Genomic DNA, 13,272 nt, shown 5'->3' with positions numbered 1-13,272 from the left:
CGCGAGCCTTTTTTCCGGCATTTATCGGGCGTAAGCCTTAAATTTGCCTGATGAGGGGTAAAGTTGACGTTAACGTTAGTAGCTTTTGCCTTGCGTTGATAAGGCAGAACTAATAACGATTTTGAGGCAATTATGGTAACTATTCGTTTACAACGTGGTGGCGCTAAAAAAGCCCCCTTTTATCAAGTAGTAGTGGCTGATAGCCGTATGAAGCGCGATGGTCGTTTCATCGAAAACATCGGTTTCTTCAACCCTACTGCACGTGGTCAGGAAGAAAGACTGCGTTTGGACCTGGACCGTGTTGAGCACTGGGTAGGTCAAGGCGCTGGTTTGTCTGACCGTGTATCTCGTTTGGTTAAAGACGCGCGTAAAGCGTCTGCTTAATCTGCGAATAAGTGTAGGGCGTTATGGCATCTGAAACGGTTACATTAGGCAAAGTTGGCGCACCTTACGGTGTGAAAGGTTGGTTTAAAGTAACATCCTACACAGAAGAGTTAGATGGAATATTCGATTACTCTCCCTGGCTGTTGTTACAGGGTGGAGAAGTAAAGGAATACACAGTGGAACACTGGAAGCACCATAACAAAAGTTTGGTGGCTAAACTGGTGGGCGTAGACGACAGAGACGCGGCGGAAGCCATTAAGAATCTGGAAATCAACGTTGACCCTGCAGTGTTACCACAACTGGACGAAGACGAGTTCTATTGGCGTGAACTGATTGGCATGACCGTGGTGAATTCCAAAGGTTATGACTTCGGTAAAATCGAACAAATGTTCGAGACCGGCGCGAATGATGTGATGGTAGTGAAAGCTAACATCAAAGACGCCTTCGGCCAAAAGCAACGCATGATCCCGTATCTCTATGAGCAGGTTGTTCTGGAGGTGGATCGTGAGGCAAGAAAAATCACAGTGGACTGGGACCCGGGTTTTTGATGAGTGAGCAACATTGGTTTGGATTCGTTACTTTGTTTCCAGACATGTTTGACACATTTCTGAATCAGGGCGTCATTGGAAGAGCTGTCAAAAGTGGGCTGATACACGCACAGTGTTTTAACCCTCGTGACTTTACGCATGACAAACATCGTACAGTTGATGACAGACCTTATGGTGGTGGCCCGGGCATGTTGATGATGGTTCAGCCTTTAACAGATGCAATTAATGCTGCGCAAGCTGCAGCAGGAGGCGATGCCAGGGTTATTTACCTGTCGCCTCAGGGTAGTACTTTGAATCAACCAAAAGTAAAGCAATTAGTGCAAAGCAAAAAGTTGATTCTGGTGGCGGGTCGGTACGAAGGTATTGACGAGCGCGTTATTCAGACCATGGTAGATGAAGAAATCTCCTTAGGTGACTTTGTCTTAAGCGGTGGTGAGATCCCGGCAATGGCCCTTGTGGACAGTGTCGCCAGACTCATTCCCGGGGTGCTAGGTCATGAGCTTTCAGCAGAATACGATTCTTTTGAAGACGGATTGCTGGATTGCCCACACTACACCAGACCTGAAGTATTGAATGGCGAGCAGGTGCCAGCGGTATTACTCAGCGGTAATCATGAAAAGATAAGACGGTGGCGTCTGAAGCAGTCTCTTGGGAGAACATGGCAAAGACGTCCCGATATGTTTAAAAAACTGGCTCTGACTGAGGAGCAAGGCTCACTCCTAAAGGAGTACCAACAAGAAGTCTTGCAGCAAGATGACAGTTATTCCAGTAAGCGAGGAAAAGATGAGTAAAATCAGTCAAGATATCATCAAGCGCATCGAGCAAGAACAACTTAAATCTGATGTTCCTGAGTTCGGCCCGGGTGACACAGTAGTTGTTCAGGTTCGCGTTAAAGAAGGTGATAAAGAGCGTCTTCAGGCTTATGAAGGTGTTGTAATTGCTAAGAAAAACCGTGGTTTACATTCTTCATTCACTGTTCGTAAGATCTCCAGCGGTGAAGGTGTTGAGCGTGTATTCCAAACTCACAGTAAGCAAGTTGATAGCATTGAAGTGAAACGCCGTGGTGCGGTTCGTCGTGCTAAACTGTACTACTTGCGTGGTCGTACTGGTAAGGCTGCTCGTATCAAAGAGAAGCTTAACTAAGCAAACTGTGGAAAGGCAGGAACTAACATTTCTGCTTAAACAAACAATGTTATCGTCAACTTCGAAAAAGCCCGCAGCAGCGGGCTTTTTTGTGATATTTACCCAGTAATAAATATTTTATTACAACTTACCCCGTCAAATGTTTACTTTTCTTTCCACTTTCTCAAGACAAATGTTAACAAGTTGTTAGTCATTTAATCATCAATTTGCAATAGTGTTCATCGCATTTCCCCACCAGATGTCCGAAGAACGTAGAAATATATCTACCTATTGTTCTTTTTACCTGATGCTTAGGTGTTCAAAAATTACCCGATTGCATAGTTTTATCGATACTAAGGTGTAAATTATATACCCGTCGAGGTGTTTACTTCCTGATTTGGTGTGTTATAAGTTCCAGCGCAGTGTTTTCACTGCCACACGAAACTGGCTGTTCTAAACGCGGTTTTAGGCAGCAGCAGTAAAAAAATAACAAGGAAAAATCCATGACACACATAAAAAACGTCAAACTTACATTGGCGGCGATAGCGGTTTCTTCCGCTTTCTCTGCTTCGGGCGTGCAGGCTCAGGAAAATAATAGTATCGAAAAGATCTCTGTCACCGGTTCACATATTCGTCGAACGGATATGGAAGGTCCTTCGCCGGTAGCCAGCATTGATGCCGGGCAAATCGCAAATAGCGGGGTCACTGATTTAATTGGGTTGTTCACCAAGTTACCAATTTCCGGCCAGGGCACATTCTCAACCCAGGGCAACAGCAGTGATGACACCGCGAATGGCGGTTCCAGTGTTTCATTGCGGGGACTGGGTGCAGATTCCACCTTGATATTGGTCAACGGTCGTCGTGTTTCAGTTTCGCCCTTTGCCAAAGGGATCGATACCGCGTTCGTAGACATCAATAATATTCCTATTTCTGCCATCAAACGCGTAGATATTCTAAAAGATGGCGCATCAGCCACTTATGGTTCGGATGCTATTGCCGGGGTAATCAACATTATTCTGAAAGATGACTTCGAAGGTTTTGAAGTCTCAGCGAAATATGGTGATACCGCTGATGGTGGTGGTGAAGAGCAAAACTTTAGCGTTATTTACGGTACTTCCAGCGATAAGGCCAGCCATACTTTTATTCTCGATTACTTTGACCGTGAAGAAATAATGTATTCCGACAGAGATTATTCCCGCTCTGCTAACCAGGCAGCCATCAGCGGCGTATCGGATGCGGTTGATTTCCGGAGTTCCGCAGGTATTCCCGGAACTATTGCTTTAGCGTCAGATCCCACAGTAAGAATGCCGGATACTTTTGGCAATGACGTGTGTGCGCCTGAGGATATTATAGGTACTTTGTGTGGCTATGATTATGCGCCACACATGACCTCGGTACCGGATACTGAGCGCTTTAGTTTCAATTACATGGGTAAATATGAAATTTCAAACTCAGTCACTGCGTTTGCCGAACTCAATGGACAAAACTCAAAGTCTATTGTACGTGGTGCAGCCAGCCCAAGCTTTAATGAATTGTTCATGGCGGGTGATAACCCCAATCATCCTTTTGCCGATGATCCATCGCACCCATTCTATCAACAAGATTTAACCATGCGTCGTCGTACCGTGGATATCGGTAACCGTGAGAAACGCGTTGATACTGATTATTATCGTACGATTCTTGGGTTAGAAGGAGAGTTTGGTGACTGGAGTTGGGAACTTGCTTACAGCTACATCAAAAGTGAATCTGTTGAGCGTGGTGTGGATGGTTTCCCCAACTCAGTCCGTATTCAGGACGCGATAGATTCAGGTTTATGGAATCCCTTTGAACCTTCTTCTAATTCACAGGAAGCGCTGGATTATATCGAAACGTCTACAACGCGTGTCGGTAAATCTACGAACAAGTCTATCGACGGTGTTGTGTCTGGCCCGGTAGCCGAAATGTTTGGCAATGATGTCATGCTGGCAGTCGGCTTTGAATACCGCGAAGAATCTATCTCTGATAATCCTGATGAGCAATTTTTACGTGGCGAGATCTTTGGTACAGAAGCTACTCAGGCCAATGGTGATCGCGACAGCACCTCTTTCTTTGCAGAGGTTGCCTTGCCGTTTAGCGATACGTTTGAAGCGCAGTTAGCGCTGCGCCATGAGGATTATAGCGATTTTGGTACTACTACGGACCCGAAAGTGTCCTTCTTGTGGTCGCCAATGGAAAAATTATCTCTGCGGGGTTCCTGGGGCACGGCTTTCCGCGCACCTTCACTGCATCAGTTGGGCCTGGGCCGTACTGACGAATCACCTAATCTGGTCGATACCATTCGTTGTAATGCTGTGGGTATCGACTGTGATCCGAAAGAATATACCGCTGTATTCGAAGGTAACCCGGATCTGGGACCAGAAGAGTCCACCAGTTACAATCTGGGGATGATTTATGAAATCACTGAAGATTTAAGCTTTTCACTGGATTACTACAACTATGACATTGAAAACATTATTGATTCAGACACTCAATTTGTCTTCTCTAACTTTGGCGACGATCCCAATGTCGTAACGCGACTCCCCACCGCTGATCCGAATGATCCAGGTGAAGTAGTACAAATTTTTGATTCTTTCCAGAATATCGGCGACCTGCAAACCAGTGGTTTAGATTTAGACGTGCAATATACCCTGGCGTCATCTATGGGTGATTTCCGTTTTGGTTACGTGATGAACTACGTGCTGGAGTATGAAGAGTTACGCCCTGACGCCGACGGTGGCAAGCGTGTCGCCTTGTCTGAAGGGGAGTTTGAGCAGCCTGAGATCCGCTGGACCACCTCTATGGATTGGTCTAAAGACGATTGGTCGGCAGCGGTTGCTGTGAACTACATTGGCGAGTTTGACGGTGACAAAGATTCAGGTTTTGGTGATAAGACCGTTGACTCCATGACCACGGTGGATCTGACCGTAAATTATCTTGGTGTTGATAACGCGGTCTTTACGCTGGGCAGCACGAACCTGTTTAACGAAGAGCCACCTTTTAGTCATCATGACTTCTTCGCTTTTGTGAATACCATTCACAGCAGCCAGGGGCGTTATGTGTATCTGAAAGGAACATACAAATTCTAATAGCGTGAATTTAGCTAACGTATCAGCAAAGCCCTGACTGTTTCAGCCAGGGTTTTTTTTGTTGAAGCGCGAGAGATTGTTAGCTAGGCTTTTTAGCGACAACTAAAAGATGGAAAAACTATGTCATTACAAGAAACTTTCGAACAAGCCAGTGTTGACTCAAAACAATTGCCGCAACGTCCCAGTGATGAAGACATGTTGAAAATCTATTCCCTGTATAAACAAGCCACAGTCGGTGATGTGACCGGTGACCGACCGGGCATCTTTGATTTTGTGGCGGGCGCCAAGTACGACGCCTGGGCCGAACAAAAAGGCAAATCAGGCGAAGTGGCTATGCAGGAATATGTGGACCTGATCAACAAACTAAAAGGTTGAACAAGTGTTTACCGGGCCGGACAGACAAGCGCAAAGCCTGCCTGTTCAGGCAAGGTGCTGCGCTAAATGGCCCAGCTCCTGTAACCAGCCCTGAATATTCATTTGGCGATGTGACTTTTGTTTAAACCCTGACTCGATAAGCACCAGATGAGTTTTGCCACTGACAGTGGGCTTTAAGGTCCATTCCACCAGGGTGGCGCCAGAGGCCTCAAAGGGCACATCCGGATCGTTCATCCACTGGTAGGCAAAATAGTTTTCAGGGTTAACGGAGACCACTTTCATGGCATATTTGCCTTCACATTGGGTGCGCCATTCAAAATAGCCTTCAGCACCTTCGCGCAATTCAAATACCGCACTATCGCCAAACCATTGAGCGATTTGCTGTGGATCTGTAATGGCCTGCCAGACTTTTTCCAGGGATTGATTAAAGGTCATTTCGCGTTTAATAAAATCAATGTTACTCATGCTTTATCCTCGTTGTTCAGATGATGTTTAAGATTTTGTAATTTGCCATCCCATTGTTTAGCAATCGGCTCCAGCCATTGCCATGCATCAGAAAAGGCGTAATGTTTCAGAAAATGACGCTTTTCTTTTCCCTGAAATTCGGCCGCGACGGCACCGGTTTTGATCAAAGTATTCAGGTGCTTGGTCATTGCCTGACGGGAAATCCCGCTATCATGAGTCAACTCCTTGATTGACAATCCAAACTTAGCTGCATGATAGCTGCTAAGTTGCTCTATGATTTGTCGACGGGTGGGGTCGGCGATAGCCTGAAATATATCCATAGCAACTACTAAAAAATGACGATAATGGTTTTATATGCAACCCAAAGGTTGCATGTCAAGCCGTAAAGCCATTCTTTTTATCAAATATCGGCGGGTCAGGTTTTCACTCTGGGCCGGATTGTGCCAAAATTCGCTGCGGACTTAATAATTAAAACAGGAATAAATATGTCTGACTCTACCTGGGTTACGCGCGCGCTGGATAAAGTAGAACGCGTCGGTAATAAACTCCCGGACCCTGCGGTTATCTTTTTAATCAGCCTGATGATCGTATGGGCGTTATCAGCGCTGTTGTCTGGTGTTCAGTTTGACGCCATCGACCCCCGAACCGGTGAGGCTGTGGTGGTTAATAACCTGCTGACTGGTGCTTCCTTAGCTGACTTTTTATCGCGAATGGTGACTATCTTCACCGGTTTTGCACCTTTAGGTGTGGTTTTGGTGGCCATGTTGGGTGTTGGTGTCGCAGAGCATTCCGGCTACATTAATGCTGGCCTAAAGCGTATGCTGGACTCAACGCCTAAAATGTTACTGACCCCGTCGGTAATCCTGATTGCGATTGTCAGTCATACCGCCACCGACGCCGGTTATGTATTGGTTATTCCGCTGGCGGGCGTGATATTTTATGCGATGGGCCGTCATCCTCTTGCGGGTATTGCTGCGGCGTTTGCCGGAGTCAGTGGTGGTTTCAGCGCCAACTTTATTCCGTCAGCCATTGACCCACTGTTACAAAGCTTTACTCAAAGTGCGGCTCATATCATTGATCCCAGCGTACAGGTTAATCCACTGAATAACTGGTTCTTTAACTCGGCCAGTAGTTTGCTGATTATCGGTATCGGCTGGTATCTGACCGATAAAGTCATCGAGCCTCGTCTGAAAAATACCCCGGTTGATGGCGACCCCAATGACATCCCTAAATTTGAAGACTTAAATCCAAGACAGAGCAAAGCCCTCAGAATCGCCACTATTACCATGTTGGCAGGGGTTGGGTTATTAGTGGCTATTTTGTGGCCAGAAGATTCACCAATGCGTGCCCCCGATGGTCAGTTAACCTCTTTTGCTGCACCAGTCATGCGTTCAATTGTACCGCTTATATTCTTATTGTTTGTGATACCCGGTGTGGTTTACGGCTACCTCTCTGGTACCTTTAAAACCACTAAAGACGTTATAGGTGCCATGTCCAAAGCCATGGGCAGCATGTCTTATTATGTGGTTATGGCGTTCTTCTGCGCCTTGTTTATTGATGCCTTTGGTAAATCTAATCTGGGAGCCTTGTTGGCCATCGAAGGTGCGCAGTTCCTGAAAGCCATGAATTTGCCGAGTATGGTAACTATCGTTGGCCTGATTTTCCTCACAGCCTTTGTGAATTTATTCGTTGGCTCTTCTTCGGCAAAGTGGGCCTTGTTAGGCCCGATATTTGTACCTATGCTGATGCAACTGAATATCTCACCTGATTTAACTCAGGCTGCGTACCGACTGGGAGATTCTTCCTCTAATATCATTACTCCGTTGATGCCGTACTTTCCATTGGTTGTGGTTTATTGTCAGCGCTATGTGAAAGGGACCGGAATTGGTACCTTGTTATCATTGATGTTGCCGTTTTCAGTGACTATTATCAGTATCTGGACCGTATTTTTATTGATCTACTGGGGGTTGGGTTTCCCACTTGGGTTGCAATCCAGTTATATTTATCCCGCACCTTAGTCGGTCGAGTGAAAGGTGGGGGGAGTCACCTTAACAGGTTAACCGGAGCACTATGCAACAGCGCATTTTTACCTTGATTTTATTCTATTGGACTGCGTTGTTTGCTCCGGTTTATGCTGCTCAGGAGGCCGAAAATGTGCCGCTCGACGACCTGATGGCATTGTCGTTTGATGAATTGTTTGATGTGGAAGTCAGCATAGCCAGCATTGCCCCCCGTAATATTAATGACGCTCCCTCTACTGTCAGTGTTTTTACCCGCAATCAAATTGCCAATCTCGGCTTTCAAAATGTCTACGACATACTGAATCTGGTGCCAGGGTTCCAGGTCACGCGTGGCGATTGGGTGGGGGCCGTGCCTAAGGAACACGCCCGTGGCGTATACCTGGACAATGGCTATGTGTTGTTTTTACTGGACGGCCAAAGGGTTAACGAGTTGTCTTTTGGTAAGGCTTCTGTGTATTTGCCATTCATGGCACTGGATCTGGTGGAACGCATCGAAGTCATACGGGGGCCAGGGTCTGCCATATATGGTAGCAATGCGTTTATGGGAGTGGTGAACGTGATTACCCGCAAAGATGACAACTGGGTTCACGCTGCGGTGGGGCAAAATAAAGGAACGAAAATTAATGCCGGGTTCAACCTTCAGCTTAATGACCTGTCCTTGAGCTTTTTAGCAGACCTTCGGCAACAAGACGGCAACGACTATGGCAACGACTATGGCAACTTGTCTGAGCCCAAATTTCAGGACCCTTCCGAACATCAGTTTCTCAGTGCGGCTCTGCAATACCAAAGCTTTCAGGTAAAAGTGCGTTGGAATCGTTCTGAACTGGAGGACTTCATTAATCTTGGTGGGGTGCATCCGGAAAATTTCCATTATTCCGAAAATATCGCCTGGTCAATGGCTTACCAACATGAAATTAGCGAACAAACACAAATTACCGTAAAGGCACAATATACCGAACATGAGATTGAATCTGCCGGAAAAGTTTTGGGAGCAGAGGAAGCGGACTTTATTACACAGGACTTTTTAACCGGGCCTTTTTGGATCACCGATGATTTGGAACTATCCGTTGATATCACCCATGTATTGTCTGAATCCGCGCTGTTAAACCTTGGACTGGAATCGCGTCGGGCCAGACAAACACAAGCCGGAACAGTCACCAATTACCTGGACTTTTCCAGCGGAGCGCTGACCTTATTGCCGGAGTTTTATTTGGGAGCAGCACAATCTTTCGCGACACAGGGGATCAATGCGTTGTCGCCGTTGCTATCCAAACAAAACACCCGCAGTGGATACGTGCAATATAGCCAACAGCTTAATGACAATATGGACTTTTATATCGGTGGTCGCTTTGACGATGTTGCCGATATTGACGCCAAATTTTCACCCAGAGTGGCAGTAAAATACCAGCTGAATAGTCGGCACAGTGTCAAATTACAGTATGGTGAAGCATTCAGAACGCCGGTGACCAATGAACTTTATTCCGAGGATTTAGTCACAATCGGCAACCCGGATCTGAAGCCAGAAGAAATCAAAACGCTGGAAATTTTATGGCAACGTCAGTCAGAAAAAAACAGAACTGAATTAGTATTGTTTAACAACGAGCTGGACGCCTTTGTGAACAAAGTGTCGCTCAACAATACATTGGATCAGGCTACTTTTCAGAATGTGATCAAGGAGTCGATATCGGGCGTTGAACTGGCCCACAGATCCAGAGTGTCAGATTCCTTTGAATGGTATGTCAATGCCACCAGTTTGTTTGATCAGCCAATTAATCCCAGTTATCGCCGCTTTGCCAGTGCGGGACTGCTTTGGCGTTATATGAAAACACGGATAAGTTCTGAATTAATCTGGCGCCAGGCGATTGAAGTGGACAACCATTTTAGTCACGGTAGCTACAGCCTGTGGAATATTAATTATCATTACCAGGCCACCCCGGAATGGGCAATCCGCTTCACCGCCAGTAACTTGTTCAACAAATCTTATTGGGTGTATGAACCCAGGCTGGCGAATAATGCCATGCCTGGCTACGGCCGTGATGCCTGGTTAGGGGCAACCTATGCGTTTTGAACAGGAATTACTGTTCGATGCACTGCGAGCTATTCTGTCAGATACTGTGCCTTTAAAAGAGTTCGAACTGCTACAGCAATTGCAGAGCCCGCCATGGGAGTTGTTTGAGAAAAACGCGCTGAGCAATGAGTTACGTCTGTTCCAGACCCACTTTACCCTGTTTCACACTTTATACCAGTTGCAGGATTATTGGCTGGCTGAAGGCCTGGGGTACCTGAAAATTTCAGCATTACATATTCAGTTGATGCCTGGTGAGGGGGCAGGCCTGATTGATGAAGCGGAACACAAAATTAAACGCTATTACAACGACTGGCGTCACTTTTCTCAGACCACAGAACAGGATGTTGCGGCATTGCTGGATAGTTTTTGGCGCGAATTTGGACAAAGCAAGCAGTGGCAATCTCCGGCAACGACTGAGGTGCACAACGCATTTGTTTTTTTCACACTTTCGCAGGAGTCAAGCTGGTCTGAGGTGAAGCGCTGTTATCTGAAATTCCAATTAGACCATCACCCCGACAGGGGAGGCGATGGCCAGCTTTGTCAACAAGGGGCTGTTCATTTCGATGTGTTAAAACGCTTCTATAAAACCGCGGCATAGGCAGTATTAAACGGCCTTTTTAGTGATTAAATCGATTTATTTCATTTTTTGCTTGTTCTTTAGATATTCAAATGTTAAAAAGTCAATATATAGTGCTAAATAATTAAATCTTAGCTGTAACGAATTGATTACAATATGTCTTTAGTCAACGCACACAATCAGATTCTGCTCAATAATCTTCCAGGTTATTACCGCACCTATTTCTTTTATTATTGCTAATTCCCAATTAGCTACCCCCACTTTTACTCTTTTTACACATTAACAATCAGGTACAAACATGCATAAGGATTCTATCGATAACGTCCACGTCTCAGCCGAAGATGTGCTTGTTACTCCGGAACAGTTACAACAACAGATGCCGGTCAGTGAACGGGCATTAGCGAAAATTGGCGAAGCCAGACAAATTATCAGCGACATCATTCATCGCAAAGACCATCGTCTTCTGGTGATTTGCGGTCCGTGCTCTATTCACGACGTTGAAGCCGCTAAAGAATACGCACTGAAACTTAAACGCGTGCAGGAGTCCTGCATGGATAGTTTATATGTGGTTATGCGAGTGTATTTTGAGAAACCACGTACTACAGTAGGCTGGAAAGGTCTGATCAACGACCCGCACATTGACGATAGTTTTGATATTGATACCGGATTGCGCAAGGCCAGAGAGTTATTGATTTGGTTAGCAGAGCATGAGATCCCGGTGGCCACAGAGGCATTGGACCCAATTAGTCCACAATACCTTGCCGAGCTATTCAGCTGGGTAGCCATCGGCGCCAGAACTTCTGAATCTCAGACTCACCGGGAAATGGCCAGTGGATTATCCATGCCGGTAGGTTTTAAAAACGGGACTGACGGCAGCCTTGATATTGCTATTAACGCATTGCGTTCAGCGGCTTCACCTCATAGCTTCATGGGTATCAATAAACAAGGCCAGGTGGCCATGATCCGCACTCAGGGGAATCCCGATGGACATGTGATTTTGCGTGGTGGTAAACAGCCTAATTACGACTCAGTGTGTGTGGCAGATTGTGAAGAACAACTGTTAAAGGCCGGGCTGACCGCTGGTCTTGTTGTGGACTGTAGTCATGCCAATTCAGGAAAAGACTATCGTCGTCAGCCCCCCGTTGCGCAAAACGTTGCCAATCAGATCCTGGAAGGTAATGAGTCTATCATTGGTATCATGCTGGAAAGCCATTTAAAAGCCGGAAATCAAAGTAGTTCAGGTAAGCGTAAAGAAGAACTGGAATACGGCGTATCCATTACCGATGGCTGTATTGATTGGGAAAGCACAGAAAAATTATTAAGAGATATCCGGGATAAACTAATAACTGTGCTACCTTTGCGATTAAATAAAATGAGCAAAGCCAGTTAGGACAACAAGCATGACACGTGAAGTGGATAATAAAACGACTTCCGGGCAGGAGCCGGCATTGGATCTGAGCGAATTACGCCAGCAAATTGATGCTCTGGACAGTGAATTGGTGCAGATTTTGGCAAAACGGTCGGCACTAACTCGTCAGGTAGGTGAGTTCAAAAGTAAGACCGGTTTGCCCATCTATGTGCCAAGTCGCGAAGCGCAGTTGCTGGACTCCAGAAAAGCCCAGGCCAAAGAGGTGGGTTTATCTGAAAGCCTGATTGAAGACGTACTGCGACGTGTTATGCGGGAGTCTTATCAGACGCAAAATAAACACTATTTGTGTGCCTGCCCTGAAGTGCAAAATATTGTTATTATCGGTGGGCATGGGGCATTGGGGTCTAAGTTTGTCACCATGTTTGAGCGCAGTGGCTATCATGTTGATATTATTGATAAGGATGGCTGGCATGAGGCTGATAGTCTGTTCGCAACGGCCGGTTTAGTACTTGTAGCTGTACCTATTCGTCAAACAGAACAAGTGATACGGACATTAAGTCAGCTTCCTGAAAACTGCATTCTGGCGGATATCACCAGTGTGAAATCAGGTCCGGTAAAAGCCATGTTAGAGACGCATCAGGGGCCTGTAGTCGGGTTACATCCAATGTTTGGCCCGGACGTACCTGGCCTGGTTAAGCAAGTTGTAGTGATATCTCACGGGAGGCAGCCTGAGCAATACGAATGGTTGCTGGAGCAGTTCCGCATCTGGGGGGCTGCGTTAATCGAAAGTACCCCAGAAAAACACGATGAAGCCATGGCCTTTATTCAGGTTATGCGCCACTTCAGTAGCTTTGTTTACGGTGCCCATCTCGCAGCAGAAAACCCCTGTCTGACCGAGTTATTGAAACTCAGTTCACCCATTTACCGTCTGGAACTGGCCATGGTAGGGCGGTTGTTTGCTCAGGACCCGGTACTCTATGGCGACATTATCTTCAGTAGCGACACCGGCAAGGCACTTTTAAAACGCTTTCACGGACGCTTTGATGAAGCCATGGCCTTGCTGGAATCCGGTGATAAGCAGCAGTTTGTCAGCCAGTTCACAGCGATTGCCGAATGGTTTGGTGACTACGCCAGCCAGTGTCTGGCGGACAGCAAAAAGTTATTGTTAAAAGCGGATGATGATCGCACCCTGGAGACGGGGGTTTAGACAAAGTTTCCAAAGCTGCAGATTATTACTGA

The 13,272-nt window shown here is 46.3% G+C and carries 13 protein-coding genes; 11 read left to right on the top strand and 2 right to left on the bottom strand.

The genetic code is table 11. The features are described 5' to 3' along the window. The first annotated feature begins 132 nt into the window (after positions 1 to 132). The 6 genes from rpsP (at position 133) to LJ740_RS03865 (ending at position 5,533) form a co-directional block, all read left to right on the top strand. Positions 133 to 384, top strand: a complete 252-nt coding sequence (gene rpsP, locus LJ740_RS03890; protein WP_229527732.1) for a 30S ribosomal protein S16 — start codon at positions 133 to 135, stop codon at positions 382 to 384. A 23-nt stretch (positions 385 to 407) separates the two neighbouring features. Then, positions 408 to 932, top strand: coding sequence for a ribosome maturation factor RimM (gene rimM / locus LJ740_RS03885; RefSeq protein ID WP_229527731.1), 525 nt, complete (start codon positions 408 to 410; stop codon positions 930 to 932). Then, positions 932 to 1,723: a tRNA (guanosine(37)-N1)-methyltransferase TrmD gene (gene trmD / locus LJ740_RS03880; RefSeq protein ID WP_229527730.1), complete on the top strand. Its 792-nt coding sequence runs from the start codon at positions 932 to 934 to the stop codon at positions 1,721 to 1,723. The genes rimM and trmD overlap by 1 nt, the downstream gene beginning before the upstream one ends. After that, a complete protein-coding gene (rplS, locus tag LJ740_RS03875) occupies positions 1,716 to 2,075 on the top strand; it encodes a 50S ribosomal protein L19 (protein ID WP_229527729.1) in 360 nt (119 codons plus the stop codon). The genes trmD and rplS overlap by 8 nt, the downstream gene beginning before the upstream one ends. 482 nt (positions 2,076 to 2,557) lie before the next feature. Beyond that, the gene (locus tag LJ740_RS03870) at positions 2,558 to 5,158 is read left to right on the top strand and encodes a TonB-dependent receptor plug domain-containing protein (RefSeq protein WP_229527728.1); all 2,601 of its coding nucleotides are present in this window, start codon (positions 2,558 to 2,560) and stop codon (positions 5,156 to 5,158) included. A 120-nt stretch (positions 5,159 to 5,278) separates the two neighbouring features. After that, on the top strand, positions 5,279 to 5,533 hold the full coding sequence (locus tag LJ740_RS03865; protein WP_229527727.1) for an acyl-CoA-binding protein: 255 nt from the start codon (positions 5,279 to 5,281) through the stop codon (positions 5,531 to 5,533). Positions 5,534 to 5,578: 45 nt separating this feature from the next. Here the strand turns inward: LJ740_RS03865 and LJ740_RS03860 are convergent, their stop codons facing one another. Together LJ740_RS03860 and LJ740_RS03855 are read right to left on the bottom strand one after the other, a co-directional pair. Continuing rightward, on the bottom strand, positions 5,579 to 5,998 hold the full coding sequence (locus tag LJ740_RS03860; protein WP_229527726.1) for an SRPBCC domain-containing protein: 420 nt from the start codon (positions 5,996 to 5,998) through the stop codon (positions 5,579 to 5,581). Beyond that, entirely contained in the window at positions 5,995 to 6,318 is a 324-nt protein-coding gene (locus tag LJ740_RS03855; protein WP_229527725.1) for an ArsR/SmtB family transcription factor, read from the bottom strand. The genes LJ740_RS03860 and LJ740_RS03855 overlap by 4 nt, the downstream gene beginning before the upstream one ends. 165 nt (positions 6,319 to 6,483) lie before the next feature. Here LJ740_RS03855 and LJ740_RS03850 point away from each other — a divergent pair, with 165 nt between their 5' ends. From LJ740_RS03850 to tyrA, 5 genes are all read left to right on the top strand, one after another. Further along, positions 6,484 to 8,016, top strand: coding sequence for an AbgT family transporter (locus LJ740_RS03850; protein WP_229527724.1), 1,533 nt, complete (start codon positions 6,484 to 6,486; stop codon positions 8,014 to 8,016). A gap of 52 nt (positions 8,017 to 8,068) precedes the next feature. Next, positions 8,069 to 10,087, top strand: a complete 2,019-nt coding sequence (locus LJ740_RS03845) for a TonB-dependent receptor plug domain-containing protein (protein ID WP_229527723.1) — start codon at positions 8,069 to 8,071, stop codon at positions 10,085 to 10,087. After that, complete coding sequence (locus tag LJ740_RS03840; RefSeq protein WP_229527722.1) at positions 10,077 to 10,685, top strand: DNA-J related domain-containing protein; 609 nt, start codon at positions 10,077 to 10,079, stop codon at positions 10,683 to 10,685. Before LJ740_RS03845 ends, LJ740_RS03840 begins: the two co-directional genes overlap by 11 nt. Before the next feature lie 277 nt (positions 10,686 to 10,962). Then, the gene (locus LJ740_RS03835; protein WP_229527721.1) at positions 10,963 to 12,054 is read left to right on the top strand and encodes a 3-deoxy-7-phosphoheptulonate synthase; all 1,092 of its coding nucleotides are present in this window, start codon (positions 10,963 to 10,965) and stop codon (positions 12,052 to 12,054) included. A 10-nt stretch (positions 12,055 to 12,064) separates the two neighbouring features. Continuing rightward, positions 12,065 to 13,240 carry a bifunctional chorismate mutase/prephenate dehydrogenase gene (gene tyrA / locus LJ740_RS03830; RefSeq protein WP_229527720.1) on the top strand — a complete coding sequence of 392 codons (1,176 nt, stop codon included), beginning with the start codon at positions 12,065 to 12,067 and terminating at the stop codon, positions 13,238 to 13,240. The last annotated feature ends 32 nt before the right edge of the window (positions 13,241 to 13,272 follow it).

The organism is Planctobacterium marinum (assembly GCF_020687805.1).
Classification (GTDB): domain Bacteria; phylum Pseudomonadota; class Gammaproteobacteria; order Enterobacterales; family Alteromonadaceae; genus Planctobacterium; species Planctobacterium marinum.
Note: the sequence above shows the minus strand (reverse complement) of the source record. Positions and strands in the feature narration are given on the sequence as shown.

What these genes read in the sequence shown, in the direction of transcription:
- rpsP (WP_229527732.1), top strand. Translation starts at nt 133, where the DNA reads ATGGTAACTATTCGTTTACAACGTGGTGGCGCTAAAAAAGCCCCCTTT.
- rimM (WP_229527731.1), top strand. Translation starts at nt 408, where the DNA reads ATGGCATCTGAAACGGTTACATTAGGCAAAGTTGGCGCACCTTACGGT.
- trmD (WP_229527730.1), top strand. Translation starts at nt 932, where the DNA reads ATGAGTGAGCAACATTGGTTTGGATTCGTTACTTTGTTTCCAGACATG.
- rplS (WP_229527729.1), top strand. Translation starts at nt 1,716, where the DNA reads ATGAGTAAAATCAGTCAAGATATCATCAAGCGCATCGAGCAAGAACAA.
- LJ740_RS03870 (WP_229527728.1), top strand. Translation starts at nt 2,558, where the DNA reads ATGACACACATAAAAAACGTCAAACTTACATTGGCGGCGATAGCGGTT.
- LJ740_RS03865 (WP_229527727.1), top strand. Translation starts at nt 5,279, where the DNA reads ATGTCATTACAAGAAACTTTCGAACAAGCCAGTGTTGACTCAAAACAA.
- LJ740_RS03860 (WP_229527726.1), bottom strand. Translation starts at nt 5,998, where the DNA reads ATGAGTAACATTGATTTTATTAAACGCGAAATGACCTTTAATCAATCC.
- LJ740_RS03855 (WP_229527725.1), bottom strand. Translation starts at nt 6,318, where the DNA reads ATGGATATATTTCAGGCTATCGCCGACCCCACCCGTCGACAAATCATA.
- LJ740_RS03850 (WP_229527724.1), top strand. Translation starts at nt 6,484, where the DNA reads ATGTCTGACTCTACCTGGGTTACGCGCGCGCTGGATAAAGTAGAACGC.
- LJ740_RS03845 (WP_229527723.1), top strand. Translation starts at nt 8,069, where the DNA reads ATGCAACAGCGCATTTTTACCTTGATTTTATTCTATTGGACTGCGTTG.
- LJ740_RS03840 (WP_229527722.1), top strand. Translation starts at nt 10,077, where the DNA reads ATGCGTTTTGAACAGGAATTACTGTTCGATGCACTGCGAGCTATTCTG.
- LJ740_RS03835 (WP_229527721.1), top strand. Translation starts at nt 10,963, where the DNA reads ATGCATAAGGATTCTATCGATAACGTCCACGTCTCAGCCGAAGATGTG.
- tyrA (WP_229527720.1), top strand. Translation starts at nt 12,065, where the DNA reads ATGACACGTGAAGTGGATAATAAAACGACTTCCGGGCAGGAGCCGGCA.